Here is a 23,654-nt window from a genome sequence, read left to right on the forward strand (position 1 = left end):
TTCGAGGTGGTTCGGCTCTTCGCGGTTGATGATATATTTCATATGTTATCTATCCAGGCTTAGTCATCCTGATTCGCGTTGGGATGGCTTTTTTATTGGATTTCAGTTTAGGTAGCATTACTTCATAACTGTAATCCTCCTTCCTTCGATTCTAAAATGAACTCCTTTGGTTTTCTCCAAGACATCCAGTACCTGATTGATGTTTTTTGTACGTGATATCGTTCCGTAAAATCCTTCTTCAGTAATTTCTCCCTGATACCGGACCTCTACATTATACCAGCGGGAGATTTTCCGCATGATGCTTTCAATGTTTTCATTGTAAAAATAGAAGTAGCCCTTTTTCCAGGCAATCGCTTCTTCCACATCAACAGTTTTCAGGGCAAACCGACGGTGACTCAAAATGGACTGCTCTCCTGGTTTCAGAATTTTAGACTCCAGGTCATTATGGATTTTTATCGAGCCTTCCAATAAGGTGGTTTTAACCACCTGCTCATCCTTGTAGGTATTGATGTTAAAATGCGTTCCTAAGACTTCGACATCCTGTTCGGTCGTTTTGACGATAAATGGTTGCTGCTTATTCTTAGCCACTTCAAAGTAGGCTTCGCCGCGTAATTCAACCTTTCTACTAACTAACCTGGCAAAAGTTGAGGGGAATTTGAGTGACGATGCGGCGTTAAGCCATATTTTGGTGCCATCCGGCAATACGATCTGATATTGCCCGCCGACAGGGGTTTCTATAGTGTTGTAGTTATTTATTCCTTTATGTCGTTCATCATGGTCTGAAATGTTATATATCAGTTCGCCATCTGCCGCTTTCGTTATTTTGACTCCCGGTTGTATGGCGACTGTACCATTCTTCGCATTCGTCAATGCAATTTTTTGACCATCTACCAATGTCAGATATGCTTTATTGCCACCAGGGGAAATAGTGCTTTGCGCATGTAAGACAAGAGGTTCTGGTTGAATCCGCTGATAAAAATAATAGGCAGTTCCGACACAAAGAACAACTGAAGCGGCAGCGGCAATACGCAGCCAAAGCCTTCCGGAGTTCCTATGGTATTTTAGGGGAAGCTCCGTCCTGAGGAGTTCGATGATTTCTTCCTGCCGCTCCTCATCAATTTCTGCTTTGCTGTTTAAAGCCTGGGTAATGTACCAGGATTCCAGTTTTGCGCGTTCCTCCTGACTTAATCCTCCTTCGTTGTATTTTTTGATTAAAGCTATGACCTGATCTTCATTCATAACACTAAGACAGCTAACTAAGGCCAGCGTCATATGTCGACATCAAAAAAAATTAAATTCTTATGAAATGAGGCTAATGCTCCCGATATGCAGGGGGCTAATCTCTACAGAAGAAGATAAATACTACAGAAAAGGATAAATACTCAGGAAGGAGTCTATTTTAAGCTTCAGGATTTTCATTGCTTTATAAACCTGTTGTTTTGCTGTCTCACTGCTGATATTCAGTCTTTCCGATATTTCACGGTAATTTAGCTCGTCTTTTTTATTTAAGAGAAACACCTCCCGCATTTTTGGAGGTAGAGCGTCCACCTCTTTTTCTATGATCAAAGCGAGTTCCTTTTCCCTGATCTGATCTTCAATGATGTTATAGCCTTCTACCATAAAACTGCTAATGGATTCTGCATATCTTAAAATCACCTTCTGATGAGATAGTAAATTAAAAATCTTGTTTCTAACGGAAGCATAGAGATATGCAGAAAGTGAGGTTTTAAATGATAGGTCTTCCCGTTTTTGCCAAAGCTGAAGAAACACATCCTGCACCACATCATGGGCTTCTTCATGATCGGAAAGAAGCCGAAATGCATGCCGCAGCAGCACTCTGGTATACCGTTCAAAGATTTCAGTATACGCGAGCTGGTTCCCTGACTTTAGTAAGTCTACCAGCTCCACATCCGAAAGATTACTATATAATCTCATCATCGATATTTCTCATTATGACTTTATGAGGCCTGATACAAAAACAACAGCTCACCGGGGATGTTGATATAAATTTACCAATAAATCCGGGCAATGTTAAAGAAATATTTTCAAATTGTTAATGTTAACTCAATTATTATAAGGAGTATAAAAGAAAAACAAGGTCAGGATCTTAATTTTCCGGGAGTAAACTATCAATAGAGATTTCCAGAATTTCTGCTATCTCATAGAATCTCCTCACGGTTAGTTTAGTTTCCCCACGCTCCAATTTTGAATAGGCATTTTGAGAAATATCAAGGCGAAACGCCATATATTCCTGGCTGTATCCCTTGATCATTCTCTGAACTCTTATTTTAGCGGCGATTGGCATAGCATTTTATCTATAAGTAACAAAGAATATAACGAAATCAAACTTGAATAAATACAGCAAAAGCAAAATTTTACGCAAAAAATGTATCTATTTATGACAGTTATATTAAATAATGAAAGAATTAAAAACATTTTGATTATTAACAGGAAACCCTCCTAATACAAAATCAGATAATTTACAGCGGAATTGACTACACTGAAATTCAGTGTGGTTAGAGATCGTATTTAAGGTTAATATCCTTAAAAAAGAGGTAAGATGACACATTTTGAGCGCGTGTATTTATTTAAAATATAATCCAATTAACTGCTTACTGAAACCAAACATTTTTCATGTCTGCATAAAAAACATGCTCCGACAACTATACTACAAAAATAATTGCTGTAGCTAACACTAAATTGTTGCAAAGATTTTAGGTCAGTAAGCAATTATTTTGCAGAAAAATCTTTAAGTTCTCAGGATTGACTGATTAAATATAGGGTATGGATCGATTTTACGCCTTACAAACAAAGTCGTAAGGTTTAACTGGATTACCATTACAGGAAGGGACAGGGACACAGTTTCCTCCCATACAGTCCATATCAGAACTGCATTGATCCGCACAAGGATGCAAACCTCCTCCGCTTACGGTTCTCATTTCGGCTCTTGAAAGCACTTTTTTTGCACTAAATTTCAAATCCTCAACAGATAAGTTTTTCATAATTTCTACAAATTAAATTTACAGTAATATTAAAAACCACCCTATAATGCATTAAACGTACTAATAATTTTCTGCTTTACGCAAAAAAATTAGATTTATTCAATACTTTATTACCTCCTACTTCAATAATTGAAGTATTTATAATTGTAATTATTCATGCTTTTTCTTTTACGGTCAGTTGAGCTTGTTATCGCTGCTGAAAGAGTCCCGGAACATTTTCCAGCCCTGATCTGTTTTTTTCCAGAGTACGAGAAATTTCCCATGATCGAACAACACATGGTCCTTATTATAAGACTTCCAAATTCCTTCCTCTGCAACATAACCGTTACCTAATCCATACACCATTGTTGTTATAAATTCACCGTCCCGGAGTCCTATTTGATCGTAAGCAATTTTAAAGAACTCTAATGCTCCCCGATGCCCCTTCATTGCCTTTGCATTTGGCACCATAATCAGACAGTCTTCTGCATAACGATTAATAAAAATGGAAGAATCGCCTTTTACAAAGGCCTGAAAATAAAGATTATTGCTGGACGCGATTTCTCTCTTAGCTTCGTCGAGACTTAAATCAGTTTGAGATTGGGCAAGGGTTTTATCAGTTACAAGATTCAAAGTAATGAACAGTAGTATTGCCATTAAAAACAGGTGATTTTTCATGTGTTTTTTTGATGATGAGACTCAAAATTACGGGCACATCGATCAAAAAAATTGTATAAATCAGAACAAAAGAGCCCTACCTGCTGAATACAGTCAGACAGGGCCGAAATTGTTTATTTCTTGTTGTTCTCGTTGAAACTTACCATCCAGTTGATGCCAAATTTATCAACAAACATCCCGAAATAGTCTCCCCAAAAGGTTTGATTCATTGGCATAGTAGCTTGCCCACCTGCAGATAAACCGTCAAATAACCGATCGGCTTCTGATTTACTGTCAGCCCCGATAGAGATAGAAAAATTATTGCCCTGTACAAATGTTGGTGCCCATTCCCCTCCGGTGTCACTTCCCATCAAAACAGAAGTCCCTATAGGCAAAGAAACATGCATAATTTTATTACCGTCTTCTTCAGACATGGTGCTACCACTTTGCGGTGGCATTTCATTGAATTTTCCGATAAAGGTGAATTCTCCTCCAAATACCGATTTGTAAAAAAGAAATGCTTCTTCGCAGTTCCCGTTAAAGTTTAGATAAGTGTTTGTTGTTGCCATTTTTATAAGTTCTTAATATTAAATCTACAGATAATGACTGAAACTTCTGCATAAAGTTCCTATTTTTGTAATGAACAATACAAAAATGATTCCTGAGATGAGAGGCAGACCAACCATATATGATGATCAACAGATTTTACTGAAAGCACAAAGCGTTTTCTGGACAAAAGGATATACAGCCACATCTTTAGAAGACCTGTTAAAAGCCATGGACATAGGCAGTGGAAGCTTCTATAATGCTTTCAAAGGAGGAAAAAAAGAACTATTCCGAAAAGCACTCCTTCAAAGAAGAGCCGCATTTAATCAATTTAAGGCGGAATTAAAAAAGAATGAATCCCCAATTGAGCTGATCAAAGATTTTTTCCGAAGTATTGCAGAATCTGATTCCCTAGTTCACCTCCAGGGCTGCATTATTGTCAATACCGTCGTAGAAATGACTTTTGTCGATGAAGAGTTGGAAAAGGAGTCTGTAGCCATTTTGATGGAAGTAGAAAAGATGTTTACAGCTGAAATTGAAAAAGCGCAGAAGAAGGGTACACTTAAAAATCAGACAGATCCTGTAATTCTGGGCAGATACTTAATTACGTTGTGGAACGGTTTGAATGTTACAAGAAGAATGTACCCGGACAATAATATACTTAAAGAGCAGATTGAAATGCAGCTGGAAATCATCAGCTGATTTTTTTTGATCATTTATGTAGTAATCAATACAAAATTAATATGAACACCTATGGATTTACAATTAAAATCAAAAACAGCTTTTATAAGCGGTTCTACGCAAGGGATTGGATTTGCTATCGCTAAACAATTATTAAAGGAAGGGGCTAAAGTAATCATCAATGGCAGAACACAAAAAAAGATTGACCTCGCTATACGAAAGCTAACAGAAGAAATACCGGACGCCGATGTTTATGGGATTCCGGCAGACTTTGCTAATGCAGATGAAGTAAATCAGCTGCTGGCTAAACTTCCGGATACCGACATTCTCATTAACAATGTAGGCATATTTGAACTCAAACCATTTGCTCAGATTGGGGATGAAGACTGGAGCAAAATTTTCGAAGTGAACGTTTTAAGTGGTATTCGTTTGTCAAGATTATTATTACCGAAGATGCTAGAGAAGAAATGGGGCAGAGTTATCTTTATAAGCAGTGAATCCGGCATCAATATTCCTGAGCATATGATCCATTATGGGATGACTAAAACGGCAATGCTTTCTATTAGTAATGGCTTGGCAAAACTCACTAAAAACACAGAAGTGACTGTAAATACCATATTAGGAGGCCCAACCTATTCTGACGGTGTAGCTGAAACCATCACTCAAATAGCACAGGCACAGCAGCAAGATATCACAGAAATCAAAAGCTACGTCATGAACAATTACAACCCATCCTCCCTACTTCAAAGGTTCATTGATCCATCCGAAATAGCAAACCTTGTGGTATATCTTTCCAGCCCATTGTCTATCGCTACAAACGGATCAGCACTCCGTGCAGATGGAGGTGTTTTAAATACAATTTAATGTCAGGTTATTTCCTTCTATCCTTAGCAGCACCAGGATTTTAAACCTAGCTTTGTGCAGTACCGGCAGAGGCGAAACTACAATTATGGATAAAACAGTAAGTATAGATGAAGCTTTAGATCTGATCAACAAGAGATACCTAAAACTGAAACCAGAAAGCAGAGCGGCGTTAAAGGAATGCGCAAGAATCGAAGTGTTTGAGAGAAATACGGTACTTGTTAAAGAGAATCAGTATTCAAAAGCTTTAATGTTTATCATAACCGGAGCTTTGAGGGCCTATTACCTCAAGGATGGAAAAGACATCAGTGACTGGTTTGCTTTTGAGCATGATTTCATCTGTGAGATAAACAGCTTCTTTCTTGACAAACCCAGCGCCCATTATTTCGAAACATTAGAAAGATCTGCCATAATGATCATTCCCAAAGAATCCATATTGAAACTTTGTGATCAACACCATGATATAGAAAGATTAGCGAGATACTCCACGACGAAAACCATGATCAGGCTCCAGCGAAGATTGGTTTCCTTACAATTTGAAACTGCATTGCAGAAATACAACAACCTGTTAACAGTTCATCCAGACATCACTAAAAGAGTGTCTTTAGGCCATATCGCCTCCTTTCTGGGCATTACATTAGAAACGCTGAGCAGGATTCGAAATCCCAGAAACAGAATTTGATTTATATCAAATGAATTCAGGTTAATTAACGGGAGTTTTGAAATAAATTAAATTTTATGAAAACCTTATTAATCATTGGTGGTATACACAGCCTGCTCTTCGGCTTGTTTCATTGCATGTTCTGGAATAAGTTACATTGGAAAACCGAGTTAAAAAAAATCGATCCTAACAATGAAGCTGTCATGCAAATCTTAAATCTTAGAATTATCTATATTTTCTTTTTGCATTCCATACTGTGTTTCTTTTTTATGGATGAACTCTTAACTACCGGGATTGGGCGTTTTATACTTATCGGATCCGCATTGTTCTGGTTCGGCAGAACAATTGAACAATTTGTTTATCAGAAGCAATTGCCATTTAAGGATCCCGTTAATATGGGGGTAACAATCATGTTCATTATCGGAATCGCAATTTACACCATACCACTTATTGATTTAAGATAATGCTCAGGATGGCAGGATATTTTTATAATTAGCAGGTGGCTTGGAACTAAATTGATTATTCACAAAAAACGCCGTTCTTCTGCATGAAGGAACGGCGTTTTTTGTGACCCATGAAATTGCATCACAAATCATCAATAAACATCCTTTATTTTTTAAAAAATGAGATTGCTTTTTTACCAGCCGTTAATATCGCGACCATGATTAATCCCGCTACCAGTCCAGCCAGTAATTCTTTAACTATTGAAGCCATTTTTGGAAATAAATGGTGTAAAAATTCAATGTTATGGATAAAGATTCCACCAGAAACCAGGATCAAAGCAAGCGTTCCTACAACAGCCAGAATCCTGATAATAACAGGCAGTGATTTAACCAGTAAATGTCCCAGGCCTGCCAATAAGCCTTTATCATTGGAGCGTTTGATTAATTTGTAACCTGCATCATCCATTCTTACAATAACGGCAACGATGCCGTAAACGCCAACTGTAGCTAATATGGCGACTACCGAAACTGTTAAAATCTGAATCGCTAAACTCTTTTCTAAAACACTTCCTAACGCGATAATCACGATCTCTACCGACAGAATGAAGTCGGTGGTTACCGCAGATTTAATCTTTATTTTTTCTGCCTCATTATCTTCCTGTTTGATCTCCGCAACCACCTCATGACCTTCCTTCGGACGATGAAAAAAGTACTCGACAATCTTTTCAACACCTTCATAAGCCAGATAAAGCCCTCCTAATACCAAGGCAACCTTAATAGCAATTGGAAAGAATGCGTTTAACAACAAAGCGATAGGAACGATAATAATTTTATTAATGAAAGAGCCTTTCGTAATTGCCCAAAGCACCGGCAGTTCACGTGAAGACAGAAAACCAGTGGCTTTCTCTGCATTCACAGCTAAATCATCACCCAAAATACCCGCAGTTTTTTTCGTTGCTATTTTAGCCGCAACTGAAACATCATCCATCAAGGCAGCTATATCATCCAAAATCGCAAAAAAACCTGCAGCCATATATTTATTTTAATTTTTGTTAATAGAACCGCAAAATATAAATACGGTTTTGAATTACCATAAAAAAATACTGTATATATTTTCTATGTACCGTGTTGAATTTGCCTGCATAAGCCATAAAGCAACTACCCACTTCATTTTTGGACCTGCTTCCAAAAGGCATATTATCACGGACAGTTTTCAAGTTGTCACCTTACCGCATGTGCCATTTCATCTCATTCGATTTGCACCTTTCAAATACTTTGAACGAAAAGATAGCCTCCTCCTCTATAATCCATGAGGATTTTCTGTTCCATCAACGAAACCTAAAATGGAACAAAGAGACAAGGCCGAAGCGCAACGTCATGTCCGATCCGAGAATCAGATTAAAAATTATACCGATGAAAACCTGCTTTTTGACGACGGAAGTTGATTATTGAAAGATTGTGCGCGCAATGAGCCCAGAGGCTGATTTCAGTGGTGCAAAAACCATAAATAATTGCAAACACATATTTTAAATCAAAATAATATTTCAAAATTTAAATAAAAACAAAATATTATTTTAAACTTCAAAAAAAAAATTGTTATCTTTGGGTATAATTAATATATAATACAATGCAACAAGGAACAGTAAAATTTTTCAATGAGACAAAAGGTTTTGGATTTATCGTGCCAGCAAATGGTGATAGCGAAATCTTTGTTCATTCTTCTGGTTTAATGGACAACATTCGTGAGAATGATTCAGTAAGCTACGACATCGAGCAAGGTAAAAAAGGCTTGAATGCAATTAATGTTAAGATCAGCTAATTAGAATCCTTCATAAATTGGTAAAAACATCTGTCTAGCGGCAGATGTTTTTTTTATGCACCAATATTAACAACCGTCGGTAAACCTGGCTGGGGGAAGCCTGAAACCCTCCACTATTGAATAACCTGCTCCAGAGCGATAAACCATAGGAATTCCTACACGCTCAAGCATACTAAGATCCCTATATATCGTTCTTTTGGTTACTTGAAATTTCTCTATCAGTTCGTCTATCGGTAAGACAGACCTCGATTGAAGCAGAAAAAATATATGAACTATCCTCCCAAATTTCTTTATGTTTTCCATCTTGCATAATTAAAAGTTCAATATTCCATATCTATTGTCTCCGTTATTTCTTGTAACGGGTAGTTTTAATATTAACAAATTTAAGTGCGCCAGTGACAACTGTATGTCACAACAATCATTGAACTTCAAATTAATTACACGATATAGGTGTTAAAAAAATGATTAGCTCTTTTAGTGTGACAAACGGTTGTCACAATTGAGGTTTAGGTTTGTAGAAATAAATAATACTTAAATCAAAAACAATGGAAAAAAAATCACTTGCCCCCTGGAAATGGGGTGAGTACACGAACTCAGTTCAGGCAGTTGAGGTTAAAATGTAGAGAGTACACTTTATTGCTCGGGACAAGTTGCAATAGATGCGAATGGACAGCCCAGTTCAGCTGACATGAGAACTCAACTCCTACTTACAATTAATAACCTGGAAGAACTTATCAAGAGTGCAGGATATGATTGTAAGGGCATCGTTCGTTTGAATGTTTACACCACCTCTGTGCAAGATTTTTTCAGTACATGTATGGAGGTATATCAGGATTTTTTGCATAAACACGGCATAAAGCAAGCTACACCCTTACTGGAAGTTAAAGGCCTTTTTGCAACTCTGACGGTCGAACTGGAAGCTACTGTAGTAAGATAGCAAAACGGACAGTTTCATCTAGTCGAAATCACAGCCCATAACTTTAATAAATCGCATACGTGATAAGGTAAAATAATCTAACGAAAAAAGCCGCTTTTCTTTTACAGAATGCGGCTTTTTAAGTAATGGGTCTGACTGGTCACCGCCCTAACCAATTCCTATATGATTTAGGTTTAATCAGTGTGGCGTTGATTGGGGTTATCACCTGAGGAGCGATTTGCTAGAAAATTTAGGCGCCAATTTTTTCAGTAAGATACTTCCAGTATCTTTTTGGGACATGTTGCACATGTAATTTGGTATTTTTTCTAGCCGAAATATTAGTGCTTTTAAAATAGTCTTGCCATAATGTGGCGTAGAGATTTTCTTTAGCATCCTGCAGTTCTCCAGTCTTTTTATTTAGATTTTTTTCCTCATCTGGATTAAAACTTACTTCTTCTACTTTTTCCAGGTTATAATACATTCCATAATGTCTTTTCAGATCATAAATGATCCACTCCTGATCTGCATAACGGTTCTTAAAATGATTCATAATTAAAGGGAGTACATTGAAGACCGGTTCTACGCCACAGTAAAAAATTCCATCTACAGAATGTTGAAATCGTATGAAAGCCTCCATCCTATGTTTCTCTCTCTCCACCTTTCTGGCTGTTTGCGCTACAGCCAATACATAAGTATTACCATAATTATCTTCTGATCCGGCTGGATTTGAAAATATATAACAAGTAAACTCAAATAGACTGCTGTAGGCTTGAGCTGATTCTGAGAGAAAAGTGCAGTAGAACCTTCTCATCCAGCTTGTATTTAGTTTCTTTTTTAATCCTGCCCATACTCTATCAGCCTTTTTGATATCATTATGTACATGAAATGCTGCTGTGAAAGCATCTGGTTGATGATTTTTTTCCAATTGCAGAATTATTTTCCCTGGTTTTCTCTCAAACCATTCAAAGACTGCACAAAGCAAGCTCTCTAAACTTCCATCGATCACATATAACATTGGCAATTGTAGGATTAAAATAAAATCAATTGTTGAACATCAATTTTAGAATATTTACCTTGGCATTCCGCTAATATGAATGTCTTGATCTGCGTAGCCTGATAATCTTTAATTTGATAAGGAGTGTCTGCACATTTGATAAAATGTTTTGCCCTATTATAGGCAACTCCTATTTTCTTCAGCTGATCTATACGTAACTTTCCAAATTTTCTGGCTTGCATAATTTTTTTCGCAGAACTCACTCCAATTCCTGGGATGCGCAAGATCATTCTATAGGCGGCCACATTGATGTCAATAGGAAAAAACTGAAGGTTTCTAAGTGCCCAGCTCAATTTTGGATCTATATCAATATCCAAGTGGGGGTTGGCGTCATTTAATAGTTCATTAACGTGAAAGCCGTAAAAGCGCATGAGCCAGTCAGTCTGATATAATCTATTCTCGCGAATTAGTGGGGGCTGAGTGCCTATAAGCGGCAGACGATGGTCGTAGCTAATAGGTATATATCCAGAATAATAAACTCTTTTCAGAGAGAATTTTTTGTAAAATGCATCTGCAGTATGCATAATATCTTTATCTGTTTCCGGGGTCGCCCCGATTACCATTTGCGTACTTTGGCCCGCAGGCACAAATTTAGGTGTATTTTTAATAATTTTTTTTTCGTCGTTGAACTGTATGATTTGATTTTGTATTAATCCGAGCGGTCGCTTAACGTCTTCATGATTCTTTTCTGGTGCAAGTAATTTTAGACCACTTTCCGTAGGCATCTCCAGATTGATACTCATTCTGTCTGCATAAAGCCCCGCTTGCCTAATGAGTTCTTCGCTTGCACCAGGGATCGTCTTCAAATGGATATAACCATTGAAGCGTTCTTCAAGTCTCAATTTTTTAACGACTTTTAGTAAGCGTTCCATCGTAAAATCAGCATTCTTAAAAATTCCAGAACTTAAAAAAAGTCCTTCAATAAAGTTTCGTCTATAAAAATTGATGGTCAGGGAAACAACTTCTTCAACAGTAAAAGCTGCACGTTGAATATCATTACTTTTTCTTGAAACACAGAAGGCACAATCATATATGCAGTGGTTGGTCAGCAGAATTTTCAAAAGAGAAACACAGCGACCATCTTCTGTATAGGTATGACAAATCCCGGAAGCGTGGCTATTACCCAGTCCTTTATTGTCATTTTTTCTTGTTCCTCCACTTGAAGAGCAGGATACGTCGTATTTTGCCGCATCAGCCAGGATATTCAATTTTTCTCTAATCCGTTCAGACATCTTTCATATTTTACTAACAAATATAGTAATACATACTAATTAATTTAGCTTAATTCTGAATATTGAGAAGATCCAATTCATAAAAGCAACAGCGACCTCAAGATCGCGTGGAAAAATGTGAACAAGAAGGGCTGGAACTTAAACAAATGATTAATTTTTTACTATAACATCATAAAAAATTAATGATCAAGCCAGGCAAAAAAGATATTTTTGTACCATGAAAAACTTTAGTACATTACTATATGCTACCGTCGTACTGGCACTTTCATCTTGCGGGATGAACAAGAATGGCACACAAAACAGTACAGACGCAGCGGATTTTCCGGCTACTGTAGCTGTAGACAGCTTAGCTGAGAAAGGTCTATTTGCAAAGATGTCAATTAAAGACACCGTTAAGGTTGGTGAATTGGTGGAACTGAAATTTACAGTGTACAATGATGCAGATACTGCACAACATTTTTGCAAATGGCACACTCCTTTCGAGCCATTTATAAGTAAATATCTGGATGTACAATCAGAGTCTGGTGAAGAAGTGAACTACAAGGGAGCGATGGCGAAACGAGTGATGCCACCACCGGCTGGTAGTTATATGGCTGTAAATTCTAAAGATAGTGTTTCTGTTACCGTTGATCTTTTAAAAGGATATGACATCACCAAACCTGATAAGTACACTATTACTTACGTGGGCCAAAACATGAGTGGACTTATTGTTAAAGACAGTATTTCTTTCGTTTACGCCAAACAGTAAAAATCTTAAGATGCCTGACAAACACCCGACGCTCTGCATCAGGTTAAAACCTGGCAGAGGGACAAGAATGAAAATATCCCTATCATCTTATTAAAAATACCCCCCTTTTTACAGACTGTAAAAAGGGGCTGTGGACACGACAAATTTCGGCATTAAAGAATTTCCATTTAAGTTAACATACTGGTAATAATGCTTCATATATCTTTGGTCCAAGTAAAGACATGAATTTAGCATCGTTATCTGATACGGAATTAATTGATGAGGTCAAACGCAGTCATACGGCTGCATTTGAGGAAATTTTCAAGCGATATTGGGAACCCTTGTTTCTTTTTGCTCATAAAAAGTTAAAAGATGAGGATGATGCGAAGGATGTTGTGCAAGACGTCTTCATCAATTTCTGGATCAGGTCTTCCTCCATTGTCATCACCGAGTCCCTGGAAAAATACTTATACAGCAGTGTACGGTACGAACTGCTGTATAAAATATCCAGATCCCTCAAAAAGGAGGAAAAGATCCGGCATTATATAGATGTCGTGATGCCTGATTTTACCGCTTCACTGGATCCCCTGCAACAGAAAGAACTGTTTGCTGCTGTAGATGAGCAAATTGACTTATTGCCCGATCGCCTCAAACAGATTTACCTACTTAGCAAAGACGAAAACCTAAGTATCAAAGAAATAGCGAGCATGCTGAATCTCTCCGAACAAACTGTTAAGAATCAACTAAGCACAGCATTAAAAAAGCTTCGGGTAGGCCTTAAAGAAGCATTTATCATTATTCTCTTTTCAAATATCTAAGCACTTAAACTGCTAACAATAGCTTAACCTAAGCATAACACAGTTCGACTAGTACGAAATACCCATTTCATACGCATGTATATAAAGGGTATAGAAATGAACATCAAACAATTTGGGATATTGGTCGATCGCTATCTTTCTGGCAACGCTTCTGCCATAGAAATCCATGCTATAGATCAATGGTTGAACAAGTCTGAAGAAAGTACAGAGGTGCTGAGCGATCAGGAACGCATGAAACTGCAGGACGAACTTCTTCAACAAATAAGACAAGCCATGCCTGACCAGGCACCTTTGAAGCAGGGAGCGTTGATTAGGCTGATCAAACCTTACCTGCGTATCGCTGCAATGCTGGCTATGCTCATTGGTTTGACATGGCTGTACCAATCTTACCAGGCGAACAAAACAGTGACGATATCGAACAACAAAGTCACCTACGAAACCTATCGCACGCCTAAAGGCTTGAAGGCTATGCTTAAGCTCTCAGACGGATCATTGATCCAGCTTAACGCGGCTACGGTTTTTAAATATCCTAAGCAATTTCAGGGTGCCACGCGGGAAGTAATTCTGGAAGAGGGTGAGGCATTTTTTGAAGTTAGTCCCAACGCGCACAAACCCTTTATCGTTCACGCAGCGCATCAAATAGATACGAAGGTTTTAGGCACATCCTTCAATATCAACAGTTACCGCGCCACCGGCCGGCTCACCATATCCGTAAACACAGGCAGCGTGCAGGTCACTAAAGCGAGTGGCAAGTCCAAAAAGACAATGGGTATTTTTATTCCCGGACAAGGTCTGTCCTATCATGCGAAAGACGAACAGTTCGAGTACCATAAGCTAGATGCCACAGAATTAGCCGTCTGGAAAAACAATATTCTGGTATTGAAAGACGCCGACTTTAATGAATTGAAACAGCGATTGGAGAACTGGTATGGAATTGAAGTCCACTTACACACAAAAGCAGATCCGACAGTGCTGTTCACGGGCCGGTTTTTCAACAAATCACTGAATGAGGTATTGCATGCCTTACAGCGTATCAATCATTTTCACTACGAACTAAAATCAAACAAACTTACTATAGAAAAAGAAAGGAAGCCTATGTAATCTGTACCCATCATATAAGAATACCGGAATTGTTGACAGCAATCCCGGTATCAATACAGTCTTAAACAAGTGTCTTAATCTTATTATAAACTATCCAAAAGTAGTAAAAACTACTGTTATGGAGAACAAATTCAAACAAATGAAACAAATATTAAATGGGATTCTATTTAATTTATTTAAGCTAATGAAACTTTCAGCGCTCTCGTGTATCGTTATTGCGGTCATGGGCGGCACACTGCTGGCCAAACCGGCGTATACACAAAGCATCTCCGAAGTAAGGACTTCCATCAAACTGAAATCCGCGAGCCGGGATATGGTCCTGCAACAATTACAAAGACTGACGGGCTTTAACTTCATGTACAACAAAGTCCTGATAGAAGGCAATAAGATCGTCAGTATACAATTGGAAAATGAATCGGTCAAAACCATACTCGACCAGCTTTTTCAGGAGAGTAATGTAGGCTATAAACAGGTTAAGGAAGATATATACCTCTACCAGAAACCAGCATTACAGCAGCCGGGCCGCATCTCAGGTATGATTCTGGATGAAAAAGGAATAGGGCTGCCGGGTGCTAATATAAGAATCAGCGCGGGAGGCAATGGGGTACAAAGTAATTCTGACGGAACCTACAGTTTGGAACTGCCAAAAGGCAGCTATACGTTGGAGATCAGCTATGTATCCTATCAGACACAGCACATTACCGGCATCATAGTCGTCGCCGGAAAAACCACACCACTGAATGTTGCCATGAAGGCATCGGCCAATGCCCTATCTGAGGTAGTGGTCAGCTCAGGCTACAAGAAAGCTTCCATAGCTGGATTGTATGCGCAACAGCAGAATACAGCAGAGATCTCTAATGGAATTACGGCAGAACAGATCTCCGCTACACCTGATAAAAACGTAGGCGATGTCCTCAAAAGAATAGCTGGAGTGAGCACGAATGATAACCGCAGGGTAGTGATCCGCGGGATCGCGGAGCGCTATAATGTGGCCATGCTGGACGGCGTTACTCTTCCAAGCACAGATGTACAAGTCCGTGACTTTGAATTCGATATCATCCCCAGCAATCTGATCGACAATGTAGTGGTGTCTAAGAGCTATACGCCAGACATGAGCTTTGGTTTTGGTGGAGGGTTGGTGCAGATCAATACGCTGACCATTCCCAATAATAATTTCGTCACCTTCAGCTTAGGTACCAAGGATAATAACCGCAGCACGGGAAAAGACTTTCTGGGTTACAAACGTGGCAAAAAAGATTATTTTGCTTTTGATGACGGCGGCAGGAAGGATCATTTTCCTAAAGACCTGTTTTATTATGATATCAACAGATACAATCCGAGCACGCCCTACGAAAACGTAGTGTCCCCTGGTTCTGACCTCACTCCCATTACACCCGAAATGATTGCCAACCAAAATAAAAAGATTGGCGGAACGGAACGGTTGGGAACGCGGATTTATACCGCCCTCCCATCACAAAACTTTCAGTTTTCGTTGGGTCAAAGTTACCATGTTGGCAAAGGCCGGTTGGGCTTTGTAGGCTCTTTGAGTTACCGAAATGAACAAATGATAGATGATATTCTGCATTTTGAGCGGGGAAGCTGGTCAAAGAATGCTAACAATACCTATGATGCGATAACTGGTAAGGAAATTCATGAATCAAACGCTCAACAATATAATTTTAGCACCAACTGGGCTGCATTGCTGAACGGGGGCTGGCAAACAGACAACCACAAGGTTCTGACCCGCAATTTTTATTCTAGAGGATTTCAGAGCCGCTTTATCCGTACCACAGGCTGGGGAAATGACATTGGATTTGATGATAATCCCGCAGTTATGGAAAATGACAGTCCTAAATTCATCGAGTTGCTGCAAAATAAGTTGACGGGAGAACACAGGTTTGGCCACTTTTTGCTAGACTGGAATCTGGCCCGCAACAAGATTTCAAATGCTGAGCACGATGCTGTAGAAGCATCACTTGTCCCTGAGAAGACGGCGAATTCTACAGTATATAGTTATATACCAAACAGTGTCACCGATCCGGGCGTTGGTGCGTTTAACAGATCACAGTACCTCTATGATGAGGACAACCTCATGGCAGATGTAGCGCTTAGCTATCAATTTAAGGTTGGAAAACTAAACCAAAAGATCAAAACCGGCTATCAATATCTGAAACGCCATGGTAAATACGATTGGGATATCTTGCCGATAGGATCGTTAAATGGCGCCCGCTACAAGGGCATTCCCGTCCAGGAATGGAGCAAATATCTTGAATTCAGTGATCCCCTGAATGATATTCTATATTACCCGGGATCTTTTTCTCTAAACGGATATGAAGGAAAAAACACCAACGAAGCCTTCTTTGCGATGGTGGACTGTCGCCCGCTGAGCTGGGTTAGGCTAGTCTGGGGCTTGAGGCTCGAATCATACGTCTATAAAGAAATTCTGGATGCCACCAGCTCCATCAGTCAACACCTGGATGAGCAGGCAGAAGCAAAGCGGCGCTATGTAGACCCGGTAACAGGTAAACAGGTACACAAATTTTTGGATGCGGCAACAGAGGAACAAAAATGGAGATACTTGCCCTCAGCCAATCTGACCCTGACGCCACTGAAAGATTTAAATCTACGCGCTTCCTATGCACAGTCGGTTGTAAGGCCTTCACTGATTGAGAACTCAGGTTTTTCACGCCTCAATCCAACACTCGGACGCATCCAGCACAACATTGGCGTACTGTCGACGGTAATCGATCACTATGATTCAAAACTGGAATGGTATCCCAATCCGGGTGAAGTGTTGTCTATAGGGTACTTCTACAAATATTTCAAGAATCCGGTGGAGCTCTATCTCGATATTACCAATTCAAGTCAGAGTGTAGATGCCATTACCGGTAATTCAGACTGGGCGAAAGTGAGGGGGTGGGAATTTGACTTCCGCAAGAGTCTCGGCTTCTTATATGCTGGATGGAAGCCCTTGGCCAACATCTATGTGAGTGCTAACCTCACCTTGCAAAATTCAGAAGTACAGGCCAGCAGATTCAATTATACCAATTTCGGAGAGGGAGGCTATGATAAAGAAGGTTTGAGTTATGCATACCGCGATAAAAAACTATTGCGGGAGAAGCGCCCACTGTATGGTCAGGTACCAGTGTTGTACAATTTCGGTTTGTTGTACAGCGGCGATCGTTTAAGTATGAACGTAGTTTACAATCATATGGGGTACAAAACTTTTACAGTTGGTCTGATGCCGGATTATGTAGAGTACGAGCGCCCGAGAAATCAAACGGATGCGCAGATCGGCTATGCCTTTCTGAAAAACAAGGGCTTGAAAATGAAGCTCAATCTGAGCAATCTGTTTGACAATCCTTATCGGTTTTTTGTGAACAACGCAAGCACCTATAAAATTAAGCCTAATTCAAGTATGTATTTCACAGAATGGTCGGAACGCTACGAATGGAAGTACGGTTTTTCAGAAAAATATGAAGAAGGTTATTACGACACATCTGAGGATGGCAAAACCAAGACCCGTGTTGGCGACACTGATACCTATGTCAGAAAAATAGGACGATCCATGAGCCTATCTCTTTCTTATTCATTTTAGCAATCGATATAAATATAAAGATATGAAATTTACACCTAAAGTCATTTTCCTCTTACTGTGGTCGTTGAGTATGGCCGGCTGCCAGAAAGATGATATTTTTTTTATTAAAGATGAAGCCTTTTCATTGGTTACAGCTGGCTATAATGGCAGTAACAGCGAATTAATCATCACGATAGACACCATGAAGTTACCAAATGGTATTCCGGCCAATGGCAGTTTCAAGCGCACAGACAAATATACCTTTCATGAGGGGCAGGATAAGGTAAAGGTGGTCGTCAGTGAAAAAGATAGTGGTAAAAAATTATACGAGTCAGCTGTCAACAGGGGGGAGTATAGTCTGAATGTCGACCTGATCTACGTCGATAGTAAATTAATCGTCAGACCTGCTTTTCCAGCAAATAAAGAAGGATTCCTCCAGGCAAGCTATTTGTTTATTCCTAAAGTTTCTGGTTACTCCGGTGACATCGATATCGCCTATTTCAAAAACCACGAGGTATATGTGGATAATAAGCTGGTAGTGGAAAAATCCGAAGAACTGGCCAGAGTCACCGCAAAGCCAAATACCTTCTCGCCATTTTTACAGGCTCCTATCTTCGAGAGTGGCCGTACCGAGATCGACGGAAAAGTCTATTATATCAATCAGGCAACGGTGTTTTTCAAGGCAGGCACCAACATTCCATATTATAAAGACGCTGGGTTCACTACCGGTGAGTATGCTACGTTCCCTTACCTCACCTCTACTCGGCCTGAGTGTGTTGGTATAATTGAATCAGGATCGGCGGAAAATAAGATGATAGACGGTTATTTACAAGTAAAATTATAAAGGGTTAACAATGATATTTATGATTCCAAAATACGTACAGGCATACACCATTGCAGTGGTTAGCCTATGCAGTCTAACATCCTGCAATAAAGAAATACCAGTACCTATGGCAGTGAGCGTTAGCTTCCATGGCTACAACCTTAGTGAGGACCAGCTGGTAGCTACGTTTGATACAGTAGTATACGATAAAGACCTGATCCAGCCCAATAGCCAATACAACTTCAGTAAGGTATATCCCTATCCACCAGGAAAAACTGAGTTGAATATACAGGTGAAAAATAAGAAATCCGGAAAGGAGCTATTGAAGAAGACACTTTCACTGTCAAGTGGCACCCTCGAATTCTTTTTTCCACTAGTCTATTTTGACAATAAGGTTCTTGAAGTAACACCTCCTGTAGCAGATCCCGAAACCAATAAACTGGGTTTTTACATTCGTTATAAAGAGAGCAATGAACCGATAGATATAATCCTATACAAGCCCCAGACCGGAGAGCGGGTTTATCTTGCCGAAAGTGTAGTTCCAGGAACATGGGTGTATACTAATTATGTTCCCACTGCGGGCTTTTTGAGTAAGAATGACATTCAGCAATGTGTTCTTTATTTCATGAAGTCCGGAACTACAGATCAATGGGCATTCAATGGAGACGAGTATGCTAGTAAGGCCTCCGCTGGCAGCCTTTATATTCCGCACATGGCATATAACTTCAATAAAGTGCAGCCCTACTTCATCACACCATCTCCCCAAGGCTATCAAACAGATGTGTCCAATATGTTTCCTAATCCTAAGGAATATTAATCGTTGAATTCCTCGCTCTCATAACTAAGCTGATGCCCTGTTCATACTGAGCAGGGCATTTTTTAATATCGCTGCAAATATTATTGCTCCTTTATCTCTGAATTTTTTCTTTGTTGAAATGCTGCAAGCCACCAAGCTCTGGTCTATAGACTCCCTCCTGTTGAACCACATAAGCAAAAAAAGCTGATACTACTTTTAAAGTGTATCAGCTTCTTAATCGAAAGCAATATCAAAGTAACTACTGATATTTGAAGGTAATCTTAATAATTAAAACAGACATTTAAAGAGAAAGTTTAATCACTTCTCCATCCTGAGGGATTATCAGTTTATCTGTTCCGATATTGAATTCGGCAGCTTTCTGTCTCAAAGACTTTCTGGTTGTCCGGCAATGATCCAAAGCATCCATATGTACTGCTATCACTTTCGCTTTGCCACTTTCACCTATCAAAGCCATTGTCTGCATTTCATCCATGATAATGGGCGTATTTTCATAGCCTTTAATAAGTGCTCCACCTGAATTAACAATAATATAGTCGGGTTTAAACTTTTTGATGTTATTTTTAATATCATCTGTCCAGATCGCGTCTCCAACGATATACAGCGTTGGTTGGTTCTTGGCCTTTAGGACAAAGCCCGAAGTTTTGCCCATCAACTTCAATAATTCTCCGCTACCATGTTCAGCTTCCATTCTATGAATACTGATACCGTTCCATATCTTGTTATCTTGTAAAGCAGTCGCATTGATAAAACCTTCCTTCTCAAAGAAACCCTTATCTGCAGGTTGATTTATAAGTTCTATGGATTTATCCAGGATTTTACTCGCCGCCTTGTCGAAATGGTCCTCGTGTGTATGTGTCACCATAACCAGGTCAACTCCTTTGACAATATGATTTACAGGCATTTTTAGGTCAACTGTGGGGTTTGTTTGGATTCCGGCCCAAGACTCAATTGCTCCCTTAGAAGACAGCATTGGATCGACTAAGATCTTTTTTCCATTATACTTAATGATTAATGTTGCGTTTCTAACCAGCTGAACAGTTGGCTTGCCGCCTGGGTTTGTTTGTGCGAAGGATAAGGTAGCTGCAAGTGCTAACGCCAATGCTAAAATTACTTTTCTCATAACTTTTTATTTGTTTCTAAAAATTTTCACTCCATCTTTTATTGAAATCTCAACGTAATGATTTCAATACAAAGGTCAGAACATTGAATTATCTGAAACCTACCAATAGCTACTTAATTACTATCATTTTGATAACCGGATAGTATAGAAGACAATTTTCAATGTGCATTAAATATTTAAACTTCAGTAACTTTGACGACCTAAATAGCAAAGAGAATGAAAACGATTAAATTCCATAAGACTGAATGTGGAGTTGATTTTCTGTTGAATGTGTTAACAGAGAAAGATATTGATTATACTGATAGAGGTACTTTTAATACTGACTATTTTGAAGTTTTATTTTTCAAAAAGGCACAGGGTACATTAATTTTAAATCAGCAAGAAATTGAATTAAGTGATGGTTCGGTCATTTTTATTTCACCCTTTCAACATCGAAATTGGAAATTAGAACTGAATGATCTTCAGGTTACTACCTTGATTTTTCAGGAAGCTTTCTTGAATGATTTTTTTGCCGATAAACTATTCACTTACAGACTATTGTACTTTTATCAGTTGGTTCATCCTTTACAAATGAATATCGACAAGGATGAAATGCTAAAATACTGCAACCTGTTGACAGAAATAAAAACGGAGTTGTTGAATAGTAAAACAGATAGCGTCCACATTATTCGCTCGTTGTTATACTATCTACTCCAGACATTAAACCGCCGTTATTCCCAACAACATGAACTATCTCTAAGAAACACACAGCATAATTTTGCTTTCCTTTTCAAAAATCTAATGGAAATCCATATTAGGGAGAAACAGCGAATCGCCGATTATGCTGAAATGTTGGGCATTAGCAGGATTTCATTGAACAAAGCGGTCAAGGCTCAGTTCAACAGTACAGCTACTCAATTGCTAAAACAACGTCTTCTTTTTGAAATACAAAACTCGCTACTCCATTCGAATAAAACTATTAACGAGATAGCTTACGAACTTAATTTCCCCGAACCGAACCATCTGATGAGATTCTTTAAGACTCAAACAAGTCACACACCAACAGAATTCATCAAGAGCATGAAGAAATAACAATATTTGTTATCTCATTTAAACGGTCGTTTTTAAATATACCTATCTTCGATATTTAATCGGAATTGACCGCATCTACCGGCAGAACCTAGGTGGGCGTGAATCAAAAAACCGCAATTCAAATTATTTTCCTCAGAATCGAAATGCCGATGTCGTCGACACTAACATTTGAATTAGACAGCACAACCACGGCAATTTTCTTTTCCGTATTCAAGATCAAATAACTTCGGCTTCCACCTGTGCCACCATTGTGCCAGTAATAGCTAGCTCCATCTTCTTGAAGTAGATGCCAGCCTAAACCTACCACAGGATCCTTTATGTAAGTAATTTTATGTGTCAGTGTAAAGGAATTAGATAATGGGACATACTCGCTTTTAATATTTGCTTTTGCATACAGCAACAGATCATTAACCGTAGAACGGAGAGATCCACAACCCGCAAGCGCATTAAAATCCCAGGGCTGGATTTCATCACCATCAGTGTCATATACCTTAACGAAATGTTTATTTTGCTGAGGTGTTAATCGTTGGGAAGTATTGTTCATATGCAATGGAACCGATATCAATTGTTTAACAAGCTGCTCATAAGTTTTGCCACTTATTCTTTCTAAAATTACCCCTAGTAAACCGGTAGCCAAATTCGAGTATGCATACGCCGTTCCAGGGGCAGTCGTTAATTTACATGCTCTAAGTCCGGCAAAAAGTAGTCTTTCATCATAATGGATATAGGGATTAGCCGGATTCATTTTATTTGCAAAATTACCAGGAATAGTTGGAAGTCCGGAAGTATGGTTACTCAGATTTAAAATTGTGATTTTATGAAGTTCGGAATTTGCCGACAGTGAATCTGGTAAGTATTTGATGATTGGATCTGTCAGACTAATTTTTCCTTCATTTATATAATGAGCTAATATCGTGGCCGTAAATGTTTTAGTAATCGATCCTATTTCAAAGATGGTGTTTGCATCTGGAAGTTCGCCACTCCCTTTGCTTGTTTCGCCGTAACCATAAGTTTTCATCTGGCCATCTTTTAAAATCCCTATACTTAAGCCAACTGTATTGGATTTCTGGATATACTTTCGGGCAATGGAATCAACCTGTTTATCAAGTACAGTGATTAATTTGTTGGAGGTGGCAGCAGGTACAGCCTTGCTTGTTGTGACGGCTTTAAACGGTAAAAAAGTAAACGAATTAAACTTACCGACCTTGTCGAGCAAAAAAGAAAACTCAAGCTTTCCGTATTCAAATTGTAGTTTGTATTTATCTGTTTGGTTAAAGCCAATAGGTGAATATTGTTTAATCTTACCAAAAGGATAAATCTCTTTTTCAAAAAAGATACTCAACTTTTCTTTATCAAAACCTTTTCTAAATGACTCACTGGTCATCTCATAAATAGCAACCGTATTATGCTCATTGATGTATTGCTTTATTAAAAACAATACTGAATCACTTTTTTGAGGTTGATTAGTTTGGGCTTTTACAGTTAATGATATAAGGTTCAATAATACTATTGATGCCAGAATGTTAAAAAACTTCATAATTTGCATTTGAAACCAATATACCTATTTAAAACTTCCAATTTGAACCAAGGCTTTGACTTAATTGCTGAAAATTACCAAGCTATCATTATAAGTTTTATATTACTCTGATAATATCCTGTAAAGTTCAAGATCTAGATAATAATGTCCCCCATCAATGGATCTAAAATACTTCTATAGTTATTGCAAAACACGAATTATACAAACGAATA

Annotated in this window: 26 protein-coding genes; 13 read left to right on the top strand and 13 right to left on the bottom strand. The window is 38.7% G+C overall.

The features are described 5' to 3' along the window. Positions 1 to 117: 117 nt before the first annotated feature. From BFS30_RS01455 to BFS30_RS01480, 6 genes are all read right to left on the bottom strand, one after another. Positions 118 to 1,239, bottom strand: a complete 1,122-nt coding sequence (locus BFS30_RS01455; protein ID WP_069377649.1) for a FecR family protein — start codon at positions 1,237 to 1,239, stop codon at positions 118 to 120. 123 nt (positions 1,240 to 1,362) lie between these two features. Further along, positions 1,363 to 1,938, bottom strand: coding sequence for an RNA polymerase sigma factor (locus tag BFS30_RS01460; RefSeq protein ID WP_237028692.1), 576 nt, complete (start codon positions 1,936 to 1,938; stop codon positions 1,363 to 1,365). A 169-nt stretch (positions 1,939 to 2,107) separates the two neighbouring features. After that, positions 2,108 to 2,305, bottom strand: a complete 198-nt coding sequence (locus tag BFS30_RS01465; RefSeq protein ID WP_069377650.1) for a helix-turn-helix domain-containing protein — start codon at positions 2,303 to 2,305, stop codon at positions 2,108 to 2,110. Positions 2,306 to 2,795: 490 nt separating this feature from the next. Then, complete coding sequence (locus tag BFS30_RS01470; RefSeq protein WP_069377651.1) at positions 2,796 to 3,002, bottom strand: hypothetical protein; 207 nt, start codon at positions 3,000 to 3,002, stop codon at positions 2,796 to 2,798. A 174-nt stretch (positions 3,003 to 3,176) separates the two neighbouring features. Next, a complete protein-coding gene (locus BFS30_RS01475) occupies positions 3,177 to 3,638 on the bottom strand; it encodes a YybH family protein (protein ID WP_069382231.1) in 462 nt (153 codons plus the stop codon). Positions 3,639 to 3,772: 134 nt separating this feature from the next. Further along, a complete protein-coding gene (locus BFS30_RS01480; protein WP_069377652.1) occupies positions 3,773 to 4,207 on the bottom strand; it encodes a VOC family protein in 435 nt (144 codons plus the stop codon). Between the two features lie 70 nt (positions 4,208 to 4,277). On the opposite strand from BFS30_RS01480, the gene BFS30_RS01485 reads away from it, so the two are divergent. The 4 genes from BFS30_RS01485 (at position 4,278) to BFS30_RS01500 (ending at position 6,851) form a co-directional block, all read left to right on the top strand. Continuing rightward, the gene (locus tag BFS30_RS01485; RefSeq protein WP_237028693.1) at positions 4,278 to 4,886 is read left to right on the top strand and encodes a TetR/AcrR family transcriptional regulator; all 609 of its coding nucleotides are present in this window, start codon (positions 4,278 to 4,280) and stop codon (positions 4,884 to 4,886) included. A 51-nt stretch (positions 4,887 to 4,937) separates the two neighbouring features. Beyond that, on the top strand, positions 4,938 to 5,729 hold the full coding sequence (locus BFS30_RS01490) for an SDR family NAD(P)-dependent oxidoreductase (RefSeq protein ID WP_069377653.1): 792 nt from the start codon (positions 4,938 to 4,940) through the stop codon (positions 5,727 to 5,729). A gap of 85 nt (positions 5,730 to 5,814) precedes the next feature. Next, positions 5,815 to 6,408: a Crp/Fnr family transcriptional regulator gene (locus tag BFS30_RS01495; protein ID WP_069377654.1), complete on the top strand. Its 594-nt coding sequence runs from the start codon at positions 5,815 to 5,817 to the stop codon at positions 6,406 to 6,408. Positions 6,409 to 6,464: 56 nt separating this feature from the next. Then, complete coding sequence (locus BFS30_RS01500; protein ID WP_069377655.1) at positions 6,465 to 6,851, top strand: hypothetical protein; 387 nt, start codon at positions 6,465 to 6,467, stop codon at positions 6,849 to 6,851. A gap of 145 nt (positions 6,852 to 6,996) precedes the next feature. On the opposite strand, the gene BFS30_RS01505 is transcribed toward BFS30_RS01500, so the two are convergent. After that, positions 6,997 to 7,863: a DUF808 domain-containing protein gene (locus tag BFS30_RS01505; RefSeq protein ID WP_069377656.1), complete on the bottom strand. Its 867-nt coding sequence runs from the start codon at positions 7,861 to 7,863 to the stop codon at positions 6,997 to 6,999. A 19-nt stretch (positions 7,864 to 7,882) separates the two neighbouring features. Then, positions 7,883 to 8,047, bottom strand: coding sequence for a hypothetical protein (locus tag BFS30_RS28180; protein ID WP_420488418.1), 165 nt, complete (start codon positions 8,045 to 8,047; stop codon positions 7,883 to 7,885). Positions 8,048 to 8,457: 410 nt separating this feature from the next. Here BFS30_RS28180 and BFS30_RS01510 point away from each other — a divergent pair, with 410 nt between their 5' ends. After that, on the top strand, positions 8,458 to 8,649 hold the full coding sequence (locus BFS30_RS01510) for a cold-shock protein (protein ID WP_048905418.1): 192 nt from the start codon (positions 8,458 to 8,460) through the stop codon (positions 8,647 to 8,649). Positions 8,650 to 8,715: 66 nt separating this feature from the next. Here BFS30_RS01510 and BFS30_RS28185 read toward each other — a convergent pair whose 3' ends face one another. Then, on the bottom strand, positions 8,716 to 8,952 hold the full coding sequence (locus BFS30_RS28185; protein ID WP_069377657.1) for a helix-turn-helix transcriptional regulator: 237 nt from the start codon (positions 8,950 to 8,952) through the stop codon (positions 8,716 to 8,718). A 352-nt stretch (positions 8,953 to 9,304) separates the two neighbouring features. Between BFS30_RS28185 and BFS30_RS01520 the strand changes: the two genes are divergently transcribed. Beyond that, on the top strand, positions 9,305 to 9,586 hold the full coding sequence (locus BFS30_RS01520; protein WP_237028772.1) for a RidA family protein: 282 nt from the start codon (positions 9,305 to 9,307) through the stop codon (positions 9,584 to 9,586). Positions 9,587 to 9,815: 229 nt separating this feature from the next. On the opposite strand, the gene BFS30_RS01525 is transcribed toward BFS30_RS01520, so the two are convergent. Then, positions 9,816 to 10,580 (bottom strand): TIGR03915 family putative DNA repair protein, encoded by a 765-nt coding sequence (locus tag BFS30_RS01525; RefSeq protein ID WP_069377658.1) that lies wholly within the window; start codon positions 10,578 to 10,580, stop codon positions 9,816 to 9,818. A 14-nt stretch (positions 10,581 to 10,594) separates the two neighbouring features. Beyond that, on the bottom strand, positions 10,595 to 11,851 hold the full coding sequence (locus BFS30_RS01530; protein WP_069377659.1) for a putative DNA modification/repair radical SAM protein: 1,257 nt from the start codon (positions 11,849 to 11,851) through the stop codon (positions 10,595 to 10,597). Positions 11,852 to 12,068: 217 nt separating this feature from the next. Between BFS30_RS01530 and BFS30_RS01535 the strand changes: the two genes are divergently transcribed. From BFS30_RS01535 to BFS30_RS01560, 6 genes are all read left to right on the top strand, one after another. After that, complete coding sequence (locus BFS30_RS01535; protein WP_069377660.1) at positions 12,069 to 12,599, top strand: protease; 531 nt, start codon at positions 12,069 to 12,071, stop codon at positions 12,597 to 12,599. Between the two features lie 221 nt (positions 12,600 to 12,820). Continuing rightward, positions 12,821 to 13,396: an RNA polymerase sigma factor gene (locus BFS30_RS01540; RefSeq protein ID WP_069377661.1), complete on the top strand. Its 576-nt coding sequence runs from the start codon at positions 12,821 to 12,823 to the stop codon at positions 13,394 to 13,396. 75 nt (positions 13,397 to 13,471) lie between these two features. Continuing rightward, complete coding sequence (locus BFS30_RS01545; protein ID WP_069377662.1) at positions 13,472 to 14,497, top strand: FecR family protein; 1,026 nt, start codon at positions 13,472 to 13,474, stop codon at positions 14,495 to 14,497. A gap of 139 nt (positions 14,498 to 14,636) precedes the next feature. Next, entirely contained in the window at positions 14,637 to 18,095 is a 3,459-nt protein-coding gene (locus tag BFS30_RS01550) for a TonB-dependent receptor (protein WP_237028694.1), read from the top strand. Positions 18,096 to 18,117: 22 nt separating this feature from the next. Further along, complete coding sequence (locus BFS30_RS01555) at positions 18,118 to 18,918, top strand: hypothetical protein (protein ID WP_157262850.1); 801 nt, start codon at positions 18,118 to 18,120, stop codon at positions 18,916 to 18,918. A 19-nt stretch (positions 18,919 to 18,937) separates the two neighbouring features. Beyond that, positions 18,938 to 19,714 carry a hypothetical protein gene (locus BFS30_RS01560; RefSeq protein WP_157262851.1) on the top strand — a complete coding sequence of 259 codons (777 nt, stop codon included), beginning with the start codon at positions 18,938 to 18,940 and terminating at the stop codon, positions 19,712 to 19,714. A gap of 280 nt (positions 19,715 to 19,994) precedes the next feature. On the opposite strand, the gene BFS30_RS01565 is transcribed toward BFS30_RS01560, so the two are convergent. Next, the gene (locus BFS30_RS01565; protein WP_083251901.1) at positions 19,995 to 20,834 is read right to left on the bottom strand and encodes an MBL fold metallo-hydrolase; all 840 of its coding nucleotides are present in this window, start codon (positions 20,832 to 20,834) and stop codon (positions 19,995 to 19,997) included. Positions 20,835 to 21,050: 216 nt separating this feature from the next. On the opposite strand from BFS30_RS01565, the gene BFS30_RS01570 reads away from it, so the two are divergent. After that, entirely contained in the window at positions 21,051 to 21,905 is an 855-nt protein-coding gene (locus BFS30_RS01570; RefSeq protein WP_069377665.1) for an AraC family transcriptional regulator, read from the top strand. A gap of 118 nt (positions 21,906 to 22,023) precedes the next feature. Here the strand turns inward: BFS30_RS01570 and BFS30_RS01575 are convergent, their stop codons facing one another. Further along, positions 22,024 to 23,442 (bottom strand): serine hydrolase, encoded by a 1,419-nt coding sequence (locus BFS30_RS01575; RefSeq protein WP_069377666.1) that lies wholly within the window; start codon positions 23,440 to 23,442, stop codon positions 22,024 to 22,026. Positions 23,443 to 23,654 lie beyond the last annotated feature (212 nt).

Origin of the sequence: Pedobacter steynii (assembly GCF_001721645.1) — a bacterium.
GTDB lineage: Bacteria > Bacteroidota > Bacteroidia > Sphingobacteriales > Sphingobacteriaceae > Pedobacter > Pedobacter steynii_A.